This is a genomic window from Streptomyces incarnatus (genome assembly GCF_001027185.1).
Taxonomy (GTDB): Bacteria; Actinomycetota; Actinomycetes; order Streptomycetales; family Streptomycetaceae; genus Streptomyces; species Streptomyces puniciscabiei.
On the sequence record NZ_CP011497.1, the window covers coordinates 2,093,023 to 2,115,510 of the forward strand.

General features: G+C 71.1%; 28 protein-coding genes. 26 read left to right on the forward strand and 2 right to left on the reverse strand.

Translation table 11 applies throughout. The annotated features are described in order from the left end of the window. Positions 1–40: 40 nt before the first annotated feature. The 13 genes from ABB07_RS09270 to ABB07_RS09330 all read left to right on the forward strand — a co-directional run bounded on the left by ABB07_RS09270 (position 41) and on the right by ABB07_RS09330 (position 11,525). The gene (locus ABB07_RS09270) at positions 41–358 is read left to right on the forward strand and encodes a DUF6112 family protein (protein ID WP_208903360.1); all 318 of its coding nucleotides are present in this window, start codon (positions 41–43) and stop codon (positions 356–358) included. Beyond that, entirely contained in the window at positions 358–1,026 is a 669-nt protein-coding gene (locus ABB07_RS09275; protein WP_208898266.1) for a hypothetical protein, read from the forward strand. The genes ABB07_RS09270 and ABB07_RS09275 overlap by 1 nt, the downstream gene beginning before the upstream one ends. Positions 1,027–1,041: 15 nt before the next feature. Continuing rightward, a complete protein-coding gene (locus tag ABB07_RS09280) occupies positions 1,042–2,448 on the forward strand; it encodes an SCO6881 family protein (protein ID WP_208898267.1) in 1,407 nt (468 codons plus the stop codon). 84 nt (positions 2,449–2,532) lie between these two features. Continuing rightward, positions 2,533–4,005: an SCO6880 family protein gene (locus ABB07_RS09285; RefSeq protein WP_208898268.1), complete on the forward strand. Its 1,473-nt coding sequence runs from the start codon at positions 2,533–2,535 to the stop codon at positions 4,003–4,005. Positions 4,006–4,068: 63 nt separating this feature from the next. After that, complete coding sequence (locus ABB07_RS09290) at positions 4,069–4,635, forward strand: hypothetical protein (protein ID WP_208898269.1); 567 nt, start codon at positions 4,069–4,071, stop codon at positions 4,633–4,635. Then, positions 4,632–5,087, forward strand: coding sequence for a DUF6238 family protein (locus ABB07_RS09295; protein ID WP_208898270.1), 456 nt, complete (start codon positions 4,632–4,634; stop codon positions 5,085–5,087). Before ABB07_RS09290 ends, ABB07_RS09295 begins: the two co-directional genes overlap by 4 nt. Before the next feature lie 28 nt (positions 5,088–5,115). Continuing rightward, positions 5,116–6,636, forward strand: a complete 1,521-nt coding sequence (locus ABB07_RS09300; RefSeq protein WP_208898271.1) for an ATP-binding protein — start codon at positions 5,116–5,118, stop codon at positions 6,634–6,636. Positions 6,637–6,731: 95 nt separating this feature from the next. Continuing rightward, positions 6,732–7,166, forward strand: coding sequence for a hypothetical protein (locus ABB07_RS09305; RefSeq protein WP_208898272.1), 435 nt, complete (start codon positions 6,732–6,734; stop codon positions 7,164–7,166). Positions 7,167–7,504: 338 nt separating this feature from the next. Then, positions 7,505–7,984, forward strand: a complete 480-nt coding sequence (locus tag ABB07_RS09310) for a hypothetical protein (protein ID WP_208898273.1) — start codon at positions 7,505–7,507, stop codon at positions 7,982–7,984. A 14-nt stretch (positions 7,985–7,998) separates the two neighbouring features. After that, a complete protein-coding gene (locus tag ABB07_RS09315; RefSeq protein WP_244189292.1) occupies positions 7,999–8,532 on the forward strand; it encodes a hypothetical protein in 534 nt (177 codons plus the stop codon). Positions 8,533–8,622: 90 nt separating this feature from the next. Then, entirely contained in the window at positions 8,623–9,897 is a 1,275-nt protein-coding gene (locus ABB07_RS09320) for a DUF8094 domain-containing protein (RefSeq protein WP_208898274.1), read from the forward strand. Positions 9,898–10,320: 423 nt separating this feature from the next. Next, positions 10,321–10,755, forward strand: a complete 435-nt coding sequence (locus tag ABB07_RS09325; protein WP_425264694.1) for a hypothetical protein — start codon at positions 10,321–10,323, stop codon at positions 10,753–10,755. Positions 10,756–10,799: 44 nt separating this feature from the next. Next, complete coding sequence (locus ABB07_RS09330) at positions 10,800–11,525, forward strand: glycosyltransferase family 2 protein (protein WP_208903363.1); 726 nt, start codon at positions 10,800–10,802, stop codon at positions 11,523–11,525. A 106-nt stretch (positions 11,526–11,631) separates the two neighbouring features. Here ABB07_RS09330 and ABB07_RS09335 read toward each other — a convergent pair whose 3' ends face one another. Further along, positions 11,632–12,405 (reverse strand): glycosyltransferase family 2 protein, encoded by a 774-nt coding sequence (locus ABB07_RS09335; RefSeq protein ID WP_208903364.1) that lies wholly within the window; start codon positions 12,403–12,405, stop codon positions 11,632–11,634. 103 nt (positions 12,406–12,508) lie between these two features. Here ABB07_RS09335 and ABB07_RS09340 point away from each other — a divergent pair, with 103 nt between their 5' ends. From ABB07_RS09340 to ABB07_RS09360, 5 genes are all read left to right on the forward strand, one after another. Beyond that, positions 12,509–13,618, forward strand: a complete 1,110-nt coding sequence (locus tag ABB07_RS09340) for a hypothetical protein (protein ID WP_208898275.1) — start codon at positions 12,509–12,511, stop codon at positions 13,616–13,618. Between the two features lie 32 nt (positions 13,619–13,650). Continuing rightward, a complete protein-coding gene (locus ABB07_RS09345; protein ID WP_208898276.1) occupies positions 13,651–14,100 on the forward strand; it encodes a hypothetical protein in 450 nt (149 codons plus the stop codon). Beyond that, positions 14,097–14,441 (forward strand): hypothetical protein, encoded by a 345-nt coding sequence (locus ABB07_RS09350; protein WP_208898277.1) that lies wholly within the window; start codon positions 14,097–14,099, stop codon positions 14,439–14,441. Before ABB07_RS09345 ends, ABB07_RS09350 begins: the two co-directional genes overlap by 4 nt. Before the next feature lie 87 nt (positions 14,442–14,528). Then, positions 14,529–15,575: a hypothetical protein gene (locus tag ABB07_RS09355; RefSeq protein WP_341845877.1), complete on the forward strand. Its 1,047-nt coding sequence runs from the start codon at positions 14,529–14,531 to the stop codon at positions 15,573–15,575. Between the two features lie 125 nt (positions 15,576–15,700). After that, positions 15,701–16,198 carry a hypothetical protein gene (locus tag ABB07_RS09360; RefSeq protein WP_208898278.1) on the forward strand — a complete coding sequence of 166 codons (498 nt, stop codon included), beginning with the start codon at positions 15,701–15,703 and terminating at the stop codon, positions 16,196–16,198. A gap of 560 nt (positions 16,199–16,758) precedes the next feature. Here ABB07_RS09360 and ABB07_RS09365 read toward each other — a convergent pair. Next, positions 16,759–16,923, reverse strand: coding sequence for a hypothetical protein (locus ABB07_RS09365; RefSeq protein WP_208898279.1), 165 nt, complete (start codon positions 16,921–16,923; stop codon positions 16,759–16,761). Positions 16,924–17,528: 605 nt separating this feature from the next. Between ABB07_RS09365 and ABB07_RS09370 the strand changes: the two genes are divergently transcribed. The 8 genes from ABB07_RS09370 (at position 17,529) to ABB07_RS09405 (ending at position 22,478) form a co-directional block, all read left to right on the forward strand. Beyond that, positions 17,529–17,969 carry a hypothetical protein gene (locus ABB07_RS09370; protein WP_208898280.1) on the forward strand — a complete coding sequence of 147 codons (441 nt, stop codon included), beginning with the start codon at positions 17,529–17,531 and terminating at the stop codon, positions 17,967–17,969. Further along, positions 17,966–18,466, forward strand: a complete 501-nt coding sequence (locus ABB07_RS09375; protein ID WP_208898281.1) for a hypothetical protein — start codon at positions 17,966–17,968, stop codon at positions 18,464–18,466. Before ABB07_RS09370 ends, ABB07_RS09375 begins: the two co-directional genes overlap by 4 nt. A 14-nt stretch (positions 18,467–18,480) precedes the next feature. Beyond that, positions 18,481–19,173 carry a hypothetical protein gene (locus ABB07_RS09380; RefSeq protein WP_208898282.1) on the forward strand — a complete coding sequence of 231 codons (693 nt, stop codon included), beginning with the start codon at positions 18,481–18,483 and terminating at the stop codon, positions 19,171–19,173. Between the two features lie 28 nt (positions 19,174–19,201). Next, positions 19,202–19,960 (forward strand): hypothetical protein, encoded by a 759-nt coding sequence (locus tag ABB07_RS09385; protein ID WP_208898283.1) that lies wholly within the window; start codon positions 19,202–19,204, stop codon positions 19,958–19,960. Next, positions 19,957–20,334 carry a hypothetical protein gene (locus tag ABB07_RS40680; protein WP_244189294.1) on the forward strand — a complete coding sequence of 126 codons (378 nt, stop codon included), beginning with the start codon at positions 19,957–19,959 and terminating at the stop codon, positions 20,332–20,334. The genes ABB07_RS09385 and ABB07_RS40680 overlap by 4 nt, the downstream gene beginning before the upstream one ends. A gap of 284 nt (positions 20,335–20,618) precedes the next feature. Continuing rightward, the gene (locus tag ABB07_RS09395; RefSeq protein WP_208898284.1) at positions 20,619–21,029 is read left to right on the forward strand and encodes a hypothetical protein; all 411 of its coding nucleotides are present in this window, start codon (positions 20,619–20,621) and stop codon (positions 21,027–21,029) included. Between the two features lie 265 nt (positions 21,030–21,294). After that, positions 21,295–21,678, forward strand: coding sequence for a hypothetical protein (locus ABB07_RS09400; protein WP_208898285.1), 384 nt, complete (start codon positions 21,295–21,297; stop codon positions 21,676–21,678). Continuing rightward, the gene (locus ABB07_RS09405; RefSeq protein WP_208898286.1) at positions 21,675–22,478 is read left to right on the forward strand and encodes an SPDY domain-containing protein; all 804 of its coding nucleotides are present in this window, start codon (positions 21,675–21,677) and stop codon (positions 22,476–22,478) included. The genes ABB07_RS09400 and ABB07_RS09405 overlap by 4 nt, the downstream gene beginning before the upstream one ends. The last annotated feature ends 10 nt before the right edge of the window (positions 22,479–22,488 follow it).

Consider the following 22,488-nt stretch of genomic DNA (forward strand, 5'->3'; position numbering starts at 1 on the left):
CCGCCAGGGCCTTCGAGCCTGTCCACGCAAGGAGCCCTTCATACCCGTGTCACCCCTCGCTGCCCGTGCCGTCCAGCTTGCCTACGATCCCGGCATCTCCCCCAAAGGCGGCGGCCTTCCGGGCCTGACCGTCCTGAAGAACGTCGTTAACAGCATCAACATGTTCGCGATCATCGCGGTCGTCGGCGCCCTGGCCGTCAGCCTCGCGGTCTGGGCGTGGGGCCACCACACCGGTGGCCACCAGGCCGAGGCCAACGGCAAGAAGGGCGCCACCGTCTCCGCCGGCGCTGCCCTCGGGCTCGGCGCCGCCAACGGCATCGTGGCCTTCTTCTCCGGTCTGGGGTCGCAGGTCCACTGATGCTCAAACGTCTCCCCGGATACGGCCTCGGCTGGGCATCGAATCGCCGCATCGTCGCCATTGGGGTCGGCCTGGCCTGCCTGCTCGCCCTGGCTGCCGCAGCGGCCATCTTCACCGGCCGCGGCAACCGCCCCCACGCTGCCCCGCCCGTCCCACCGCCCGAGCACGGCTCCGCCTCCCCGACGGCCCAGCCCTCCTCCGCCAGTGGCCCGGTGGCCGGGCCGCCGAGGATCTCCGATCCGGTGGAGTTCGCCAAGGCCGCCGCGAAGATGCTCTGGTCCTACGACACCCGCACCACCAGCCAGGCCCAGCAGCTGGCCGGCATGGAGGCGTGGATGACGAAGGAGAGCGAGTACGGCGACTGGGCGTCGGTCTCGGCGCAGATACCGGACCCGGTGCTGTGGTCGCGGATGGCGGACCAGAAGCAGCACGCCACCGCGACCATCAGCGAAGGCCACTACCCGGCCGCCTTCAAACAGGCCCTATCCGAGGACCCGGCCGCGATCACCAAGGCGTACATCTACGCGGTCACCGTCACCGGCAAGCAGACGATCACCTGGACCAAGGGCGGCGGGGGTGCGGAGGACCGCTCGATCACCCTCGCTGTGCAGTGCCGCCCCTCCGCCGACTGCTCGCTCGTCGCCATCGCCCCGCGCGTCGCGCCCTGACCGAAAGGAGTCCTCATGGGGTTTTGTGATCTCCCCGTCGCGGACAAGGTCTGCGCGGTCGGTGAGGCCATCGACTTCGCCTCCGACCCGGGCAAGTACATCGGCGACTGGATGGCGAAAAGCGCCGGCGAACTCGCCGCGTCCGCAGCCGACCTGGCGTCCAAGGCCGTCGACGCCACCACCCGCGTCGACCTGAACGCGGGATGGTTCCGCGACAACTACGAGACGATCCTGCCCATCGGCCTGGTCATGCTCGTGGCCACCTTCTGCGCGCAGCTGGTCCGTGCCGCGATCCGCCGCGACGGCCAGGCCCTGACCCAGGCGTTCACCGGCACCGCCTCCGGCGTGATCTTCGCGTTCGCCGCGATCGCCCTGACCACCGTCGCGATCGAAGTCACCGACGCCCTCTCCGCCGGCCTCTTCCAGGCCGCGCACACGGACATAGCCTCCGCGGTCCGCCGCATGGTCAAGGTGGCATCACTGCCAGGACTTGCCGGGCTCGGCTGGCTCGTCGCCGTCTTCGCCGGCATCGGAGCCGCCATCGGCGCCTTCCTGTACTGGTGCGTGATGATGGTCCGCAAGGTCGGCATCCTGGTCATGGTCACCCTCGCCGTGTTCGCCGGAGCCGGCGGCGGCTGGGAAGTCGCCCGCCGCTGGCGTAAGGGCTGGATCGAGGCCACCGCCACCCTCGTCGTCTCCAAGCTGCTGATGACGATCGTCTTCGTCCTCGGCATCGCCGCCATGGGCAAGACCGACGCCAAGGACGGCCTGGCCGCCCTCGCGGACGTCCTCGCCGGCATCGTCGTCATGATCCTGGTGCTGCTGTGCCCTTACGCCACCTTCAAGTTCGTGCACTGGGCGGCCGAGGGATCCGACGGAGAGACGTTGCACCGTGCCGGCGGAGCGGGCGCGCAGCTGGCCAGGCAGCACGCCGAGCGCGCGGGCCGGAAGGCCGCGGCGATGGCGGCCACCGCTGGAACCGGCGGTGCCGCGGCCGGAGCCGCAGCAGCTCCGCAGGGCCCGGACACCGTGCCCGGCCAGGACGGGTTCCCCGGCGACATCGCCTCCCACTCGTCCGGCAACGGACAGGACTCTGCCCAAGGCGGTGCCTCCGATGGCCCGTCGGGCGGCAGTTCCGCCAAGTCCGGTCTGGAGCAGGCCGTCCAGCCGCCGCCGACCCACGTTGCCGACGACACCAGCGGCCAGATGGGCGGCAGCCCTACCAGCGCAGGCACCCCCGGTGCGAGCGGATTCGGCCAAGGTGCCGCAGCCGCCGGCCACAGCGGCGGATGGCAGTCCGCTCCTCCGGCCACGACCCCGCCGCCACAGGGCGCCCCGCCCGCCGCGGGCACACAGACCGCTGGCACGACCTCCGCGCCGACCGGTGCGGCCTCACCGCCGCCGCCCGCGACCGGTCTCTGATCTCCTGTCCGATGCCCGATCCCTGGGGGTGGGAAGGCTCACGGTCCTTCCCGCCCCCGGGCCCTCGCTCCAGGAGCAGCCTCCTTGTCCGACCTCGCCGTATCCCCGGCCACCGTCAAGTTCCCGCACCGCAGCCGCCGAGGCATCCTGCTCGGCCTCACCCTCCACCAGCTCGTCCTCGTCTCTGCCGCGCTGGCTCTGCTCCTGGTCACGGTCCTGACCACCGGGCTGCTGGGCGCCATCACGCTGACTCCGCTGTGGGCGGCGGTGGCCGTCCTGGTCGCCGTTCGCCGGCAGGGACGCTCGCTGATCGACTGGGCGCCGATCGTCGCGCGCTTCGTCTGGCGCCGCCACAGCGGACAGACCCTGTGGCTGGCCCGGCCCGTCACCCGGCCCCGCCAGGACGGCATCCTTCATCTGCCCGGCACGGCGGCCTCTCTCAAGGTCGTCACCCCCGGCGACTCCGCCAATGGGGCCGCCGCCGTCCACGACCCGCACCAGCAGACCCTCACCGCTGTCGCCCGCGTCAGCAGCCGTGCCTTCGCCCTGCTCGACCCGGCCACGCAGAACCACAACGTCAACGGCTGGGGGCGTGCGCTGGCGGGCACCGCCCGCACCGGGCACGTCGCCACCGTGCAGGTCCTGGAACGCACGGTCCCCGACTCCGGTGACACCCTGGCCCGGCACTGGGCCCAGCACGGCCGGCCCGAAGCACCGGTCGCAGGACAGGTATACGCAGACCTGGTCGCCTCCGCCGGACCGGCCGCCGCCCCGCACGAGACCTACTTGGCGATCTCCCTCGACCTCAAGGCCGCCAAGCGCCTCATCTCCCAGGCCGGCGGCGGACTGCCCGGCGCGTTCACCGTCATGCAACAGACCACCGCCTCGATCGCCCAGGCCGCCCGGAACGCCGGGCTGGTGATCACCGGGTGGCTGTCCGCGCGTGAGATCGCCGCCGTCGTGCGCACCGCCTACGACCCCAAGGCACTCGCCGCGCTCCAGCAGTGGTCACCGACCGGCCGCGCGGAAGCGGACCCTGCCGCCGCCGGCCCCGTCGTCCAGGTCGAGGAGTACGACCGCATCGCCACCGACTCCGCCCGCCACGCCACCTACTGGGTGGAGAACTGGCCGCGCACCGAGATGGGCGCAGGCTTCCTGCACGGCCTGATGTTCACCGCCGGCGTGCGCCGCACCCTCTCCCTCACCTACGTCCCACAGCGGCTCGAGTCCGCGCTGCGCGACGTCCAGCGAAAGAAGGCCGCGATCATCGCTGACGCCTCCGAACGCGCCCGGCGCGGGCAGGTCGACAGCGAGGAGGACTCCATCGAGTACGCCGACGTCAAAAACCGCGAGCGCCAGCTGATCGCCGGGCACGCCGACGTCGCCCTGACCGGCCTGATCACCGTCACCGCCGACACCGACGCCGCCCTCGACGCCGCCTGCGCCCAGATCGAGACCGCCGCCGTCACCGCAGGCGTCGACCTGCGCAGGCTCTGGTATCAGCAGCCCGACGCCTTCGCCGTCGCGGCACTCCCCCTCGCCCGCACCACCCTCTAAGCCCCCGGAACCGCACTGACACCGATCAACGACCGCGACGGTCTCCTCCGCGAACTACAAGCCTTGCTGACCTCCTGCGAGGAGCTGGCAGCCCGCCACCGCGGCGTCCTCGACCAGTACCGTGACCCCGAAGGGGAGGTGACCGAGGAGAAGCTGCGCGAATACGACGACGCCCGTATCACCACGGCGATCGAAGCCAGTGACCACCTCGACACCGTACGGAACCGCCTCGCCAATCTCCTCGCCCCGCCTGCGCCACGCCCTTTCACTCTGACGTTTGCCGGTCATGAGCGGCACGTCGGCGAAGCCCCAAGAAGTTTCGTCGTCAATGCCATGAACCTCGATGACGCTGCCCGCGTCCTGGCCGGCCTTCCCAGCTGGCATGAGTGGTACCTGGCTGACGCTGGGACCCCTGACGGCCAGGGCGCGGACATCATCTATCTGCCGGAGCAGAGCCATCCCGGCCTCCCAACGCGCGGCGAATACGTGGACCTGCGTGACGAGCAAGAAGCCGCTGCGGTGCCTGCGACCGGCGTCACCCGAACCTCGCGCGCCCGCCTGTCCGTCCCAGTGACCAGCTCGCCCCTGGTCCCCGCTCCCGCCTCCCCGGCGGCTAGGACCTCCCATTGACCCAGATCCGTGCCAGCGAGCCCGACTCGCACCCCTATCTGCGCGCTGCCACCGCGGGCGTCCGCCATCACATCCGCGCCCTCAGCCACCCCGCGCCTCCGCATGTCCCGGACCGGACGCACCTCGACACTCTCCACGCCCACCTCACAGAACTGCACCGGCTCCTCGACCAGCTGGCCGAGGCGGCGCGGCCCCCGCATCCCGCAGCTGGCCGGCACCTTGCTGCGGCGCGCACCCGGCTGTGGCAGGCCACCACCGACATCCACGCGGCCTTCCACCTTCTGCCGGCCGCGTCCGCGGACTCCGCCGAGTACCAGCCCGGGCAGCTCCCCGAAGGGCCTCCCTTCCTGACCATCTGTCAGCGCCATCTCGCCGCCGGGCACGTCGTCCGCCGCAAGACCACCCCCACCGACCTGCACCGCGCACCGCACACCACCTCGTGCGTGCGATGAGCACCATCCGCCGAATCGAGGGCCCCCGATGAACCACCGACGGCCCGCCCGCCGCGCACGCCGCGCCTCCGCCAGCCCGCTGTTCACCCCGCACGGCACCGACCGCGCCGCCCGGCGCGCCGCCCGCAGGCAGCTCGCCGAAGCCGCCGCAAAGGCACGCGCCGAGACAGCCACCCACCCGGCCACAGGCCCGGCACCGGACGAGCACGCCGCGCCTGCACCCGTCTATCCGCCCGGCGGGCGCCCCGGACGGGCGTCCGCCCGAGGAAACCGGCTGAAGCTGCCTGCCCACCGCATGACCACCGCCATCGCGGCGGGCGCCTATCCCTTCCTCGCCGAAGGGGGGCTCGGCGCGGAGGGCATCTACATCGGACGCGACGTCCACGCCGAAGCATCCTTCGTGTTCGACCCGTTCGCGCTGTACGGCAAGGTGGAGGGCTTCACCAACCCGAACGTGCTGCTGGCCGGCGTGATCGGCCAGGGCAAGAGCGCGCTCGCGAAGTCGTTCGCTCTGCGTTCCATCGCCTTCGGCTACCGCGTGTACGTCCCCTGCGACCCCAAGGGCGAGTGGACCCCGGTCGCCCAGGCTTTGGGCGGCACCTCCGTCGCCCTCGGCCCCGGGCTGCCCGGCCGCCTCAATCCCCTGGACGCGGCCCCGCGCCCGGACAGCATCACCGAGGCCCACTGGGAAGGCGAGATCCGCAAAAGGCGCCTGCTCCTGCTCGGGTCCCTGGCCCGGACCGTCCTGGGCAGGGACCTGCTGCCCATGGAGCACACCGCGCTCGACGTCGCCCTCGACGCCGCAGTCAACCGTGCGGCCGGCACCGGCCGCACACCGCTGCTCGGCGACGTCGCCTCCGCCCTCAACAACCCGGCCCAGCTCGACGAGGCCGCCGGGACGATGTCCGGCCACCTCGGCGAGGCCGCCCGCGACCTCGCCCACGCCATCCGCCGCCTCGTCCACGGCGATCTCGCCGGCATGTTCGACGCGCCCTCCACCGTCCGCTTCGATCCGCGTGCGCCGATGCTGACCATCGACCTGTCCCGGCTCGGCGGATCGGGTGACGACACCGCCCTCGTCCTCGCCATGACCTGCGCCTCCGCCTGGATGGAGTCCGCCCTGACCGACCCGCACGGGGGCCGGCGCTGGATCGTCTATGACGAGGCATGGCGCCTGATGCGCCACGTCGGCCTGCTGCAGCGCATGCAGGCCCAGTGGAAGCTCTCCCGCGGACTCGGCATCGCCAACCTCATGGTCATCCACAGGCTCAGCGACTTGCTCACCGCCGGCGACGCCGGATCACAGGGCCGGGCGCTCGCCGAGGGCCTCCTCGCCGACTGCTCCACCCGCATCATCTACCGGCAGGAAACCGACCAGCTCCACGCCGCCGCCTCCCTGCTCGGCCTGACCTCCGTCGAAGTCGACGCCATCGCCCACCTCAACCGCGGCCGTGGCCTGTGGAAGGTCGCCGGCAGGTCCTTCATCGTCCAACACCTGCTCCACAGTGACGAGTTGGCATTGTTCGACACCGACGCCCGCATGCACTGACCCTGGACGGCCTCGCCCACCGCACCGGAGACTCCTTGTCGCCACGCCCCTCCACACAGTCCGACGGCCCCGCTCCACCCTGCGACCTCTATCGCATGGCCCGCCGCGACGCCGAGACCTTCCTGGCCAACCACCCGCTGCCGGACCAGCCCACCCCTCTACCGGACCTGACGCCGTACCTCCAGGCGCTCCCCGCGGCCAAGACACCTGCCGAGGTCAGCGCCATCACCCACCAGCTGGTCGCCGACACCGCACCCGTCCTCGACCACATCGCCAGCCACTTCATCGCCGTAGCCCTCTGGGCCGGCACCGAGCACCGGCACACGCCCCAGTCGGTGCGCCTGCTGCGCGAAGCGGCCCTAAGCATCCGAACCGCCATGGCCAAGGTGGCCCAAGCCGACCTGGAGAACCTGCGCGCCCACTACGCGCCAACAACAGCAAACGCAGAACCGACACGCGCGACCGCGCCCACGGCCACCACCTCGCCGGGCTCCACCGCCCCACGGCACACGCCCGGGTCCCGCCGCTGACGTTGCTGCCCTGGCCGCCCCCTTCCGCCCCCAGGAGGAGCCACCTGTCATCACAGACTCACAGCACTTTCGCCACCGAACTCGCGGCGCACCTCCCTGGGCAGTGGCACCGCCGGTACACCGGATTCCCACCGCCCCAGGACCAGCCGCATGTCGCAGACCAGGTCTGGGACTGCGGGCCGACCCACTCGGCCCTGCTCGACTGGGCCCCGCCGACCGCCTTCCTCGACGGGCCAGCCGGCGAACAGCTCTGCGTGATACCGCGCCCCCGCTACCCCCGCCAGTACCTGGTAGCGCCGCTACGGCCCGACGGGTTCAAGCCGCACCACTTCCGCGGGATGGACGAGCCGAACGGCATCGCCGTCCCCGACGATCCGATCCGTGCCGCCGCCCAGGTCGCCCGCCGTGTCCTGCCCCGCTACGCCGAAGCCCTGAACGCGGTACGGCGCAGCGCCCTCCATCAGCCGGAGCCACCGCACCGACCCGCCGCGCCTGAGGTCACCGAGTCGCTCACGCTGATCTGGTACCCCGACGGCGTGGTGGGCGCCCCGTCCGCCAGCGTGCCCGCCGTGGCCTGCACCGTGCTGTACGCCTGCTGCTTCCAGTACAGCCCGCACGAGGCGGCGTTCGTCCTGCCAGCCTCCTACAGCACCGAGGCACGCGCCCTGCTGCTGCAGAGCGCGGTCCGGCAGCTCACCGCCCAAGGCATCGGCGTCAACTTCCGGCACGCCGCACCCACCCCATCCCGTCCGATCAGCACGGCAGCACCGACGCTGGGCGCACCGCCCGGCGCGAGGCAGCCGGCCGCCCGGCGGTAGAACCGGACCTCCCTGTGCGAACACCGTCGCTGTCCGATCCCGACCAGCGGATGCTGCTGCACGACGTAGCCGACCGGATCAACACCGTGGCCGACCAGCTCCCGCTTCCTGACCAGGTCCAGCCGGGCCCCCGGCTCAGCGAGATTTTGGACGATGAAGTACGGCACCTGGCCAGGCTGCTGGGCTACCTGGCCGGCGAGAACGCCTTCTGCCACCGAGCCGCTGCTCGTTATCCGCACCAGACCACGCCGTCCCATCGCCGCACCACGCTCGCCCTCGCCCGTGCCGCTGAACCCGCCGGAGCCGCACTCGCTGCTCTGGGCGGTGCCGTCCACTGCCTTGGCGTCCTCGCCGATCTCAGCCACCAAGATCCTGGCCGCGCCAGCACCCGGACCGTGGCCACCGCGCACCAGCAACTCGTGGAACGCCTCGCCGAGAGCCGCGCGCATCTCGCCCGTGCCGCCAAGTCCCTGCGCACTGCCGCGGACGCCCGATCGATATGGCCAGCCCCGTCACCGCCGACGGCCGCCCCAGCCCGCACCCGCTGAATCACGATCCCCCGGAGTTTCCTCATTCCCCTGCACACTTCTGTCCGCCGCACCACACTCCTGCTCACCGCCGCGGCCGTCGCGCTGACCGTGTCCGCCTGCTCCACCTCCAGCGGCGCCCGCGACGCCACTGCGGCCACTCCGTACCACACCACGCAGCCCACACCGGCCGCCGAGCCGGCGCTCACGAAGCAGGAGGCCCTGGCCCAGATCGCCCACTACTCACAGATCAACAACAAGGCCAACGCCACCGGCGACACCAAACTCCTCGACACCATCGAGAACGGACCGCTGTACGCGATGTCGTCCGCCGACCTCAAGGAGTCGGCGGCCCTGCCGAGGTCGGACCGCGAGCCGTACCGGCCGTGGTCCTACGACCTCGATGCAACAGACGTCTACATCCCGCGTGTTAAGCCGGGCCAGCAGCGATGGTTCGCCGCCGTCACCCGCTCCGGCAGCAGGAAGCAGTACGCCCGCGTGCTGGTCCTGGCCGAGAACACGAAGGCCAAGCGCTGGGAGATGGTCGCGGCCGTCGACCTCGACGAGCCCGAGCAGCTGCCGGACATCGCCCTCGACAAGGACGGCTACGCCACCGCGGTCGACGCCTCTTCCACCTCGCTCGCCGCGCCGGTCGGCGTGCTGCGCACGGCCATCGCGGACAACTTCGCGACCGGAGGCGAGAGGACGGGGAAGAAGGTCTTCACCCCGACCGAGGCATCCCGGCGGCAGATCAAGGTCCACGATCAGACGACCCGCAAGTTCGGCACACGCGGCACCACCCAGTTCGCGTCCGCCGATACGGAGTTCCCCGATGCATACGCGCTGAAGACGACTACCGGCGTGCTCGTGATCTTCTCCCACACGCACACCCAGCACGACGCCGTGGCCGCCCCGGGGCTTCAGATCGTGCCGGAGAAGCTCGACCGTGCCTGGCTCAACGCACCGGCCCCTGCCTTCACCTACACCTTCACCTGCTCCGATGTCGCCTCCGTCCCGGCCACGCCGAGGCCCTCCAGCCTGCTGGCGGCTGCCGCCGCACGGACGCCAAGCCCACCGTCCCCGACTTCTCCCTCTAGGAGCGGGCCCTGCGAGACCCCGACTTCGAGCTGTACGACAACGTCGGCCGCGACGGCGACCAGATCGCCGCCGCCCGCTACGGCATCGCCACGGACAACGACCTGCTGCGGTGGGCCCGGCGGGACGCCGAGCCGTTCCTGGCACAGCACCCGCTGCCCGAGCAGCCGTTGCAGGCGCCCGACCTCGGCCCCTATCTCCATGCCCTTGCCGCCGCCGAGACCCCCGCGCAGGCCAGTGCGGTCACCCAGCGCCTGCTGGATGCCGCCGCACCCGTGCTTGAAGCGGTGAGTGAGTACCTTGTGGCTGCCGCCCGGTGGCGGGGCCAGAACCGCGGAGCGGAGCTGGGCTCACCGCCCAAGATGCTGATGAGGGCGGCCAGCGACAGCTTGTCGGCACTGGCCCTCGGCCATCAAGCGGACCTGGCGATCCTGCGCGCCGAGTACGACCCGCCACCGCCCCCGCCCAGCCCGTCCCCGGGCCGCACTGGGCCCGGCCTCCCGCCCGCGCCGCCTGGCGCACCGCCCACCGGTACGACCCCGGGCCGCTGATCGCAACCTCCGGAGGCTCCTTCTGTCGACCCGTTCCTTCATCGCCCGCCCCACCACCAGCGGCTATGACGGCATCTACGTCCAGCTCGACGGCCAGCCAAGCGCGAAGCTGCCCCTCCTCCTCGCCGCCTTCCAGTACCGCTTCGAAGGCGACCTCGAAGCCATGGCCCAGCACCTCGTCGACGGCGTGGCCGTCGGCTGGGATGAGCTGGGCACCGACCTCCTCGCCGGCGCGCCAGCGCAGGTCGTCACGGCGCTGACCGGCGGCGAGCAGTGGCCCAGCCGCACCCTCGACCACCTGATCACACCGGACGGCTCCCCGCCGGTCCGTATGACGGTCACGGATCGGACCGCCGCCGACCAGGACGTGCAGTGGGGCTATGTCCTGCGCTCCGAGGGCATCGAAGTGATCAGCGTGCCCCACGCCGACGCCGGTCCGGTCATCGGCTGGGACACCGACCCCCGCACCCGCTTCAGCGACCATCCGGCTCACTGGCCCGCGCCCACGCCCACGCCGCTCACCACCTCCACGCGCACGGCCCCGCGGACCGCGCGGGCCGCGGCCTCGCCACGGCCCCGCACGGCCGCACGCCGCTAACCCACCCGCCCCCGCACACCGGAGACCTCACCCTGCCCAGCCCCCTGATCACGGTCGTCATCGCCACCCGCCTGCGCGAGGACCGCCTCAGCTTCCTGACCGCCATGCACCGCAGTCTCTGTCGGCAGACCGTGCCCTGGGAGGCCGTCATCGCCCTCGACGGCGTCGGCCCCGACCGTCTGCCGGCAGCGCTGGCCAGCGATCCGCGCGTGCGCACCCTGACTGTGCCGCGGTCCGTCGGCGCGGCCTGCGCCCGCAACTTCGCCCTCAACCTCGTCCGCACCCCGTACGTGAACTGGGCTGACGACGACCTGTTCCCTGACCACGCGATGGCCGCCCGCCTCAGCTCCCTAGAGCAGGCGGGGGTGGGCTGGTGCGCCGGGTGGAGCGAGGACCTCCACCCCGACGGCAGCACCACGCTCTGGCGGTGCCCGGCGCCGCCCGGCCGGCACGAGGCCGGGGATGTATGGACGTACTGGCGCTCACCGGCCGACACCATTCCGATCGGACCGACCACCATCCTGGCCCGCACCGAGCTGGTGCGCGCGGCCCCGATGGGCGGCCTCGTCCAGGGAGAGGACTACATGGCGGCCGTCGGCATCACCAACCTTGCTCCCGGGATCCTGCTGCCACTGCCGGTCTACCGCTACCGCAAGCACCCTGGGCAGATGACCGCCCAGCCGGGATACGACCAGCTGGAGAGCGCCGCCCGCGAGCACGCCTGGCAGTACGGCCGCAGCCTGCGCTCGCTCCTGTGCCGGCACCGGTGACCCACCGGGTCCAGCCGCCGATTACGCGGCACACCTGCGAGGCGGGGCACCGGTCGGGCCCCTCCCCGAGCGGATGCGCCGGTTGCCCCGAACTCGTGATCGGGGGCTAGATGCGTGACTTCCGCACCGAGTGCCATGCCGACCCGGCCAGCGCCCGAGCCGACCGGAACACCGAGAGCTGTTCGTGCCGACGGTACAGGGCCCAGTTGTACGGGACCAGCGACAGCTTGTTCGACGAGAGCGACCCCGCCCGCTGCGCCCGGTACACCGCCAACGGCTCCCGCAGCGCCCGCGCGGGAGTCCCATCTCGCATGATCGACAACCAGAGGGCGTAGTCCTGCCGCTTCGGCATGTCCGGCATCAGCTTCGTACCGACCACACTGCGGTCGTACATGGCGGTCAGAGCGCCGATGTGGTCCTGGACCAGCATCGCGCTGTAGTCCACGCGGTCCGGCGCCCACACCACACGCCCGTTCGGGACGAAGTCGACGGCCTCACCCTCGAACGAGGCGTCCATCTTGTAGTAGGAGGTAAACGTCAGGGGTGTGCCGGCCTCCGCGGCGAAGGCGAGCTGCTTCTCGACCTTCGTCGGAAGCCACAGGTCGTCGCTGTCGAGAAAGGCGACGTAGTCACCCCGAGCCCGCGCGATCGCCAGGTTGCGGGCCCGAGCCGCGCCCCCCTGCCGGACCGCTGCCTCCGGCAGGACCCGCTCGTCCTGCCGCGCCAGCTCTCTCAGCAGATCCATCGACTCGTCCGAAGAGCCGTCGTCTGTGATCAGCAATTCGAGATCGGTGTGGGTCTGCGCCAGCACCGACCGAACCGCGGGCCCCAGCGTGGCCGCCGAATTGTGCACAGGCATGACCACAGAAACCAGGGGCACAGCGGTGCTCTCCTTACCCAGATTGGAGTCGTCATGGATGTTGTTGTCGCCGGTCAAGGCTACGCGGAGGACGATATGTCTTCGCACCCCCGCGAGCGCCTGAGTGGCTGACGCGCAGATCACGCTCGCCTACAGCCGCAACACTGGCGTCGTCGCCATCGCGACCGGCGAGCAGTACAAGTCCGCGGAAAGCGCGCTGAACGATGCCGGTTTTCGCCGGGGCGAGGCGGGGGTGTACCAGCTGACCTACACGGACGAGGCGGCAGTCAGAGCCACCCTGGCCCACCTGGCCGAGCGTGCCGAGGCGCGGGGGATACAGGTGACGGCCAGCAGCCGACGCTTCATCGGTGACACCGCCCAGGACATCGCCCGTTGCTTGCCCGGCCAGTGGGACACCCAGGTCGAGATCTACTCCCACCCGGTGTGGCAGGAAGACCTCGCGCCCTATCTGTGGGACTGCGGCGAACTCGCCCGCGTCGTACGGACCGACCGAATCCCCTACGCCGCCACTCTCACCGACCCCATCTCCGGCACCACCTTGCTCCTCGTTGAACGCCCCGGTCATCAACTGAGCTACCTCGTCGGCGCTTTCGCACCGGAGCCGTTCGGTGAGGGGTCCAACGATCCGCACGCTCCCCGCAGTATCACCGTGCCGCCGTTCCCCGGCCGCGCCGCGCAGGTGATCACCCAGCGCTACCTGCCCGCCTACGACCGCGCCGTCCACGAGCGCCGGATCGCGCACGTGGCCGAGGCCCTCGACCTCATCCAGTCGGAGTGGGGCTCCTGGAATGAGTTGCCTGCCGCCCCCCAGCCCGGCGGTGCCGTGCGTGTCGAACCCCCGGTGTTCACCACGGCCGCCGGCGAGTTCCTGGAAAGCGCGTGGCGGGAGTTCCTCACCGTCCTGGACCACGCCCCGGCGCTACTCGACCAGTGCCGTCCAGCGACCAGCGCGTGGCCGCAGGACGCCGAGGTGCTCGACCAGCTCGCCGTCGCGCTCCTCACCACGCTGCAGGTTCGCGAGGACCTGAACAGCGGCGTTCCGCTGTCTCGCGCCGAGCACCGAGCACAGACCCGGCCAGCCATCGAGACCTGGCTCGCCCACAGCCAGCAGTTTCTGCGCCAGGCCCGCGCTGCCTCCCCTCGCCCACGCCCCACCGTTGCCCTTCCCCAGCCACCCCACCGGCTCACGCCCGGCCAGGCACGCCATCGCTGACCGGCACCCGATTCCTAAGGAGACCCACCTTCTTGGACCCTGGTACTCACTTCGCCTTCGGCACTCATCCCCAGCACGGCTTCGTCGCCTCCTTCACCGCCACGATGCCCGCGCACCTGGCCCACTGGTTCCTCACCCGCGAGCAGTTCGAGCCCATCCCCGATCGTCCCGGGCTTTACCGCCTCACCGAGCCCGACCGTGACGGTCCGCGCCGCACCCGCCAGGCCGTCCGCGATCTGCGGGCCCAGGGCTACTCGGTGTCTGCCGACATGGGCCTCGATCCGGACGCACCGGCCGCCGCACCGCGCCCGGTACGGCGCCACGCTGTCTCGGATCGTCGCGCCCGCATCGCACAGGCCGCGGCCATGCGCTCCCCCCAACGCCGTGCGGCGCCGACCACCACCGCACCGGCCGCGCGAGCCATCCCGCCGAAGCCCACCTACGCTCCGACCATTCACCTGTCGGCTAGACGCTCCCGATGACACCAGACGGTGAGACGATCCGCATCACCCGCGGGCGGGGTGGCGAGGTCGAGGTCACCGGCACCATCGACGCGTTCGCGCGGGACATCCTGCTCCGAGCCGGGTTCCTCTTCTTGCCGGCCCTGCGCGGGCACTGGATACGGCTGCCGTTCGGCCTCGGCCGGGGCTGGGAGAACGAGCACGCGGCCTGGGCGGCGGACATGCTCACCGCCGCCCGCTACCCGGTGCACCTCGACCCCGGTCTTCGCCCTCACCCACCCGGTCAGGAGGCTCCGGCCTCGCCCCCACGGCGGTCGGCCATGACCGCCCAAGCGCCGCCCAGCAGGCCACCCCGCCGCTGAAACCTTCCGCCAGGAGAACCGATCTCTGATACCACTACGCCCAGCGCGGCGCAGCTCGCCGAGCGAGCACGCGGTTTCCGGCTGCGGATGGCGGTCATCGACCGTGAGACTGAGTCGACGCTGGATGCCGCCCGGGACCGCTACGGCCGCACTGTCCACCATCGTGCATCCGCAACTGCCCGAGACCGCCGCACCCAAGCTGCCCTCGCCACCTACGCCACGCACCTGGTCGAGCAGGGCCACCAGCTGCTTGACGCGGCCCGCAGCAGCCTCAACCGACTGCCCAAGGTCCCCCACACCGCGGCCTGGCGGGACCTGCTCGATGCCCTCGCCGCCTCCCACACCGAGATCACCCGCGTGCTGGACCATCCCGCCGCACCCGGATCGGCCGACGAACGGGAGCAGCACACGGCCGTGTGGCCGCACCTGGCCTTCTGGGCCGATTACGGCTCCGTCGCAGCCGACCTCGCCGACCAGCACCATCAACCCGGGCCCCATCTGTCCAGCGAGGACAAGCACTTGTGGACCGAGAAGGCCCGCGCTGCCCGACGGCGGGGCGAGCTGGACCCCATTGAGTCGTGGTATGCGGCCGACGGTCGCCTCATCACCCTCGCCTACCTGGTTGAGGACGGCATCTCCACCGTCATCGCCCTGGCGGGCGACCTTGATACGGCGGGCTGGGAGGTGATCGGGGGCTACGAACACGAATCGGCCGCCGGCCAGGCCCTGCCTCGCGCAGTCCCTCCCGGAGTCTTGCGGCCGCACGCCGCGTCCGGCTTCGACCGGCCCGAGCCCACGCCCGAGCGGCCTGTGCAGGAGCTGCTCCAGGAGGTCATCGAGGCCCGCACCGCCGGCGAGGTCTCCGAAGCCCTGCTCACCGCCGCGCAGCAAGGCTATGAAGCCGGTCCCTTGGTCCGGTTGGAGCGCCTCCTCGATACCGCGGCCCGCTTGTCCTACGCCCTGGACACCGTCCGCGGGCAGCAGCTCGGTGCCCGCTCGACGTCCTCGGCCGGCAACTCGCCTTCCTCACCCGCGAGGTGCACGACGTGGCCGAGGATCTCGCCGCCACGGTCGGCGTGCTTCCGCCATACCGCACCCCGGTACCACCGCGGATACGGCCCCGCCCCGCCCTGAGCACCACACCTCCCACAGCGCCGCCCCGCAGCACGGCCGTCACCCGCCGAGCGTAGGGCCGCCCGCGAATTCGGCGGGCCCCTTGCACCTTCACTCACATACGACCCGTTCAAGGAGATCGATCTATGGCTGTCCGCACGAAGTGGACCGTCGAGCACGCCTGCGGCCACGAAGTCGTCCATGACCTGTCCGACCGCGCCGCCGACCGGCGGGCAGGGTTCGCCCGCTGGCTTGGCGGACGGGACTGTACTGACTGCTGGAAGGCCGCCCGCAGCAACGACACCGCCTCCAAGGAGGAATGGCTCGCCGCCAAGCGGGCCGAGGAACAGCGGGCTGCCACCGAGTGGGCCACCAAGTTCGACATGCCCCCGCTGGAAGGAACGGAACGCGCCGTGGACTGGGGTGAACGCTCCCGCCACCACCTGATGTGCGCCGCGCACACCGCGCTCGTCGTCGAAGGCACCTGGGACGAGGCTGACTGGGCAGAGCTGGAGGAGAAGGCCCGTACGGTCACGCGGGCTGGATGGTGGATCGACCAGCGTGACGCTGACGGTGCCGACCTGCTCGAACTCCTCAACGCCGCGACGGAACACGATCGCAGAACGGAGAACCCCTTCCACTGACTCCCCACTCCCGGATGCCAGGCCGGTGCGGATTTGAGCGCCCCTCACCCGAATGGCTGATCAACTTTGACGGACAGGCGCTGGCGACTGTCGGCACACAGCACATCAGAGCGCCGGCTTGAGCTGGGGTTCAACCTGCGGGAAGAGGGTCCTCGTAGACGCACCGCCGGTGAAACGCCTACGTACCAGGGCTTCACAAATACCTCAGGGCCGAGACAGCCGACTTTCCAACCCAGCCACCCAAACGGGTGACGACCCAAATCATCCCGCCGAAATTTCGATCGCCAGAAGCACACGAAACCCCAGAGCGAAGATTTGCGATCAGATTCGACACCAAATGAAATCTCATCGAACCGGGATCACCGAAAAGTCAACCGGAAGAAAATTCGCGGATCCCTGGCGAAATCAATTTCAGTGGTAGAGTCTTAAGCGTCATCCACAACGACGACGGGGCCTACCTAGCCGTCCAAGCATCGACAGACCCCGTCCGGGTCGGCGTGGACGACGCGGGAGCCCGCCGCACGCGGCGGGCTCCCGGCAATACGTCCTGGCCAAGCCCGCTACAACCCGATCACGTGGGCGATTTCCACGATGACCAGGCCGAGCCGCGCTACGAGTTCCACCGCCTCCAGCCATCGGTTCCGGCGCGCCCGCAGGCGACGCCAGAACGAGGGCCGCTCCGGCTCCTCAAGCGCATCTTGACCAGCACTCTCCACGTCCTTCACCCCCTTCCCGATGCGAATCTCCTCCGGAAAAGGTGGGCAGGCTTAACGTACCACCCGCGACAGGGGCCATCTCACCACCCGGCGAGGAATGCCGCGCATAACTAGCCGCACCACCCCCTCCGGTGGGTAAATTAGCGAATACCGCCCTCCCGACATCGAAAACAATGCCAGCTTTGGGCCGGATGGAAATGCGCAGGTCACGCGCCCTTTTCCGCACGTCTTAAGCGTCAAGGACCGATCCGAACGAACGAGCCCCGCCACAGCTCGCCGCACCAGCAAGGCCGGTGTGACGTGCGCCACAGAAACTGGCAGTGTAGATCTTCTTGTACCGGAGGTGCGCCGCGATCAGCGGCTCGGCGGAGCGTCAGCCGACATCTACGCGTGAGGACGACGGACATGCTCGCGGCCGGACAGCGACCATCACGACGCAGGCGACTCCGGCCTGCTCAGCTCGAAAGACGCCGCGCTGCCGCAAAACCCCGGGGCGGGCGACCGGTTCTGTCGAACCATGCGGAACATAGCCGCGGATCGCCGGTTAGCCAAACCGGCGATCCTGCGGACCATTGATCCTCCCGCCGCCACACGCACAGCGTGGAAGGATCCGCATGTTCCCACCGTCCTGGACCCCGCCGTCCACCCCGGCCTTCGCGCCGACACCCGACTCCCTCACGCCCTGTCGGGACATCACCCATGGGCACTTCGAGCCCGGCGACCAAGTCGTGGTCATCAAGGGTGTGACGGGGGCCGAGTTGTGGGGGAATGCGATGCAGGTCGTCGCCCCGTCCTGGCACACCCCGACCGACGAGGACGGCTGGCGGCTGCGCGACCCCAACGGCGGAGCGCAGACGTTCATCACCGCGCACCCCCGCTACCTCGTGCACCTCTCACGCCGCTGCCCGGACTGCGTGCTCTACCTGCGAGCCATGGCTGATCATCTGCTGCCGAAGTACACCGGCCACGCCGACGCTGTTATCGACTGCGGCTGGTACACCACCACGGCCCTCGGCCAACTGGTCCACATCGCCGATGCCCGGGGCGGCCGTTGAGACTGCCTCTCCGCCGCCCCGGCCGCGCCCTCACACTGGCGCGCGCACGGACCCAGGCCACCTGGGACACCTCATTCCCGTTCGGGCCAGCACGCCTGGCAGCCGACCTGCTGCAACGGCTCGCATCTGATGCCCGCCACATCGAGCAGGACCTGCGTCTCACCACCATCACGTCCGCATCCGACGACCGGCAGGTGGCCAGGGCCGTACCGACAGCGTCCGCTCAGCTCGCCAGCGTCCTCGCCCAGCTCGCCGACGAGCGGTCCGGTCCGCTGGCCACCGTGCGCGGCCTCATCGAGCACACCGCGTACCGCGCCTCTCGCCAGCCCTGCACCGGATCCGACACGGCGCACCAGCTGGAGCTGATAGCCCGCCGCCTCTATGGCATCCAGCAGGGCCTCGATGGCGTCGCTGCCCGTCTGACCACCCGCTCCAGGCGGTCGACAGCAGCGCCGGTGGTACCGGCCGCACGAGCCTGTGCCGGCCACTCACCTTAGGAGAAACCTTTCACTTGCCTCTGGCCGACCGCGCCCTGACCATCCGCCGCGACCCCCACTCCGAGGAAGTGCTCGCTCGCGGTGGCGATCCGGAAGCCCACAGCGTGCTTCAACGGGCGGGCTTCGTGCCCGTCCACCGCCTCCACGAGACCTACCACCGCGCTCCCGCCGGCCTGGCGCAGGACGAGGAGAACTGCCTGGCCACCGAAGCCGTGGCCCGGCTGCGGGCGGTCGGCTACCAGGTCGACTGCGACCCGTCCTTCGACACCGACCGCCGCCCCGCCCAGTACGAGCCGCTGGGTGCCTCGGTGGCCCAGCTCGCCGACCGGATCCGACAGGCGACCACCACAGAGGAGGTCGCTGAGATCCTGACCGAGCTGACTGCCCCCTGCGACGGCATCCTCGATGCCGTCGGCCAAGTCCTCACTGCTGCAGCTGAGTTCCACGACGATCTTGGCGCGTCAACTGCCCTGTACACCGCGCGACGGCTGCGCTACCTCGCCGAGGAACGCCTCGCCGTCGTCCGCACCGACCTGGTGCACACGCGCAATGACCTCGCCGACCGGCATGCCCCGCACCCCGGCCGCGTCGCGTGCACCCAAGAGGTCCCTGCCGACGAACGCGAACGGTCCGCCGTGTGCGCCTGCCCACCTCCGCCGCGCGCCATCCCGGTCCCCCCGCCCGTGGCCGCCGGACCGCGCCGCTGACACCACCCCCTCACCCGCCAAGGACTCCATGCACCACCACGAAGACCCCGAGCGCCTCGCCTCCTTCGCAGACGTTCTCGCCGGCGAACTCCCCGGTACCTGGCGCAGCACCCACCACCCCGCCAAGGACCAGGAGGCTCTTGCCGAGCTGGCCGACCGCGTCTGGGACCTGGACCTCATCGCCGAATCCCTCGCCGCGCACCCGTTGCGCCAGGCGGCCGTCCTGTCCCGTCCGGACGGTGCCCAGCTGGTCATTCTCGACCGGCACGACGAGCGCGACGGTTTCCTCATCGCCGCGGTTGCACCGCGCGGCCTGCCCGACGAGGCGTACCGCGGCGTGCCCGAGCCCAATGGCATCGTGGTGACCGACGATCCCTTCCTCGCCGCAGAACAGGTCGCCGGTGACCTGCTCGCCCGCTACGACACCGCCCTGGCCCGCGTCCGCCTCAACGCCATGGACGACATCGTGCCCTCGCAGCCGGACCGGGTCGTGCTGACCTGGCAGCCGGACGGCAGCCTCGCCGCCGCCCCGGTCGGGGATACAGCCGCGAACGTGCTGGCCGCCAACGGCTTCGTCAAAGACGAGCAGACCGGCGTGTACCGGCTCTCCGGCGACGACACCTACAAGCAGGCGCGTGCCGTCCGCGCAACCGGCCAGCAGCTGCGCGCCCACGGCATCGGCACCGCACTCCAGCACCCCTCCGGCCGGATCGCCCCCACTGCCACGGCGCCGGCAGCCCCGCCGGCCCCGACGGCGTCCCGGGCGTCGGCGGCCCGGACGCGATGAGCGAGGTCGAGCCCGACTTCGATGTCCTGGAGTACGTCACCATCGCCAAGGACGCGCGAAGCGGACTGGTCGTCGCCCTGGGCGGCACCGAGCAAGCCGCCGCTCTCCTGCAGCGAGCCGGCTTCCTCGATCACCCCGGCCCCCGCGGCACGTACCACCGTCTTCCCCATGGTCTTCCCGCCGCCGAACAGCGTCGGAGAGCCACGGCCGCATCGCACGCCCTGCTGAGCGCCGGATACAGCGTTCACCTCGACCCAGCTTTGAACGCCCTCGCCGTACCCGACGCCGGCCGGGAGGCCGCACTGCGGTACGTCGCTGAGCTGGCGCAACAGGGCACTCGTGCCTCAACGGCAAGGAGAGGGCTGCCCTCCTGACCGAGATCGCTGCACCCGCCGAGGGACTTCTGCCGCTCATCCGGCAGGCCATAGCGGTCGCCTGCTTGTGGTCCCTGCAGCCCGGCGCCAGCGGCGCAAACCTGGAACCGGCTGCGCAGCTCGGGAGCGCGGCTGATGCGCTCTCGCGGGCCGCCGACCAGATCCTCCGCGTCCGGAGCGACGTCGCCCGCATGCCCGCCCAACCGGGTCAGGCCGTGAGAACGCACAGCCCAGCACAGCGTCCTGTCGCTGCCGTATCCCGCAACCGCTGAAACAGGAGAGTCATGGGCAACCGTGCCGACGAGTACGGCACCGACGTCGAGATCTACCGCAGATGGCTGAATACCACCATCTACGTCGAGACGCCGACCGGTGCGCCCGCGAAGCTGCTCGACCAGCTCGACCAGCTGGGCTTCGAACGACACCAGTTCCCCACCCCGGAGCCCGTCTACATCTGGCACGAGGTCCCCGCACACCTCGACAGCGCCGAGCAGCAGCGCCTGGCGACCCGCGCCATCCCCACCCTCCTGCTGGCCGGATACAAGGTCAACTGCACACCCGAGGTGTTCGACCAGGCCGCCTACCAGCAGGCACTGCACGACATCCGATCCGGCACCTCCCGCCAGACCACCCACCCGCCCGGCGGCCCTGCCGCCACCTCCCGGCGCCCCGCGCCCACCGGACGTACCCCGTAAACGCGGCGGGCCCCAGCCGGGGCCCGCCCTTACCCCCACCCGGAACAACCACTCGGAGAAGCCCGTTACTCCCCGCACACCCCCGCCGATGAGCCGGCGCCTCAGCCCCCGCTTGGCGACCGCCGTGTTCCGCCGCTACCTGCGCGCCTGCATACCGGCAGGGCCCGACCGCACCTGTCTCCTGGCCGGTGCGCGCCCCGAGGCCGCCCTCAGTGAAGCCCCCCGGACCACCCGCCCGTAATCCCGATCTACCGCCTGGAGGAGCATGCCGCACCCGACCCAGAACACCGCCCGACTGACCGCCGAGATCACCCAGCGGCTCGCACACCTTTCCACCGATCTGCACCAGCTGCCTGCCGACGAAGCCGTCCAGGCCATCGCACGCATCGTCAACCCGGATGACGGCATCCTCGGCGCTTTCACCCAGCTCGTAGAAGCCGGGTCCCGCCTTGCCCAGCACCAGGCCGAACGCGGTGCGCTGCCGGCAGAAGTGTGGCTGTCCCTGGGCCGAGCCGCGAACGAGCTGCACAGCATCGGCCTGGACCTGGACGACCACAAGGACACCCTCGTCCAGTTCGGCACACGGACGGGCCTGGCAGCGAGCAAGCCTCCCGCCCCGGCCCCGCTGGTCGCCCGGCGGCGCCGGTGAGGAAGACCCAGTGGCAGGGCTGGGGGCCGGGCGAGCAGGCCGAGCAGCACTACCTCGTCGAGCCCCGGGCGCTGGCCGGCGGAGGCGACATCCGTCACGTCTCGGAGTTCCTGCGTGCCTCAGGCTGGCAGGACAGGTCCAAGATGGGCGGCCCTCTGGTCATGGAGAGCCCCGACCGTGCGGTCCGTCTCTCCTACGACCCCTACACCCAGCCCGGCGGCTGGACCATCCGCAGTGCCGCACAAGGCAACCAGGCCGAGTGGTGGGCGGTGATCGGCCGGCAGGCGCCGGTGGAGATCGTCGCTGGACTGACCGACGCTCTCACCCGCTCCCGCTCCGCGCACGCCCCCAACGTGTGGGCGCCCCTGCAAGAGCAGCACTGGCACACGCAGTTCGAAGGGCGGAACTACACGGCGGCCAGCCCCGACAGTACGGCGTGGATGCACTTCCGCCAGGACGGTGACGGCAACGCCCTGTGGTGGTCGGGCGCCCGGGACGAGCGCGGCAACGGCTGGACCGCCCAGTTCGCTCCCAGCACCCCCATGCACCTCGTCCAAGCCTTCTCCACCGCGCTGGCCTCTCCCGAGCCGGTCATGCGCCCCCGCGGACGCGTCCCGCACAGCACGAAGATCCGGACCACCTCCGTGTCCGTCCTGCCCTCCCAGCTCGGCGCCTGGCAACAGGCCCGCATCACCGCCGCCCGCGCCGCCACCTGGGCCCGCAACTCCGTCCGCAGCCCACGCCCCCGCACCACTCCCCGACCCCACGCCGGTGCCGGCGCATTCCGCGCCCGCCGCTGACCCGCACCAC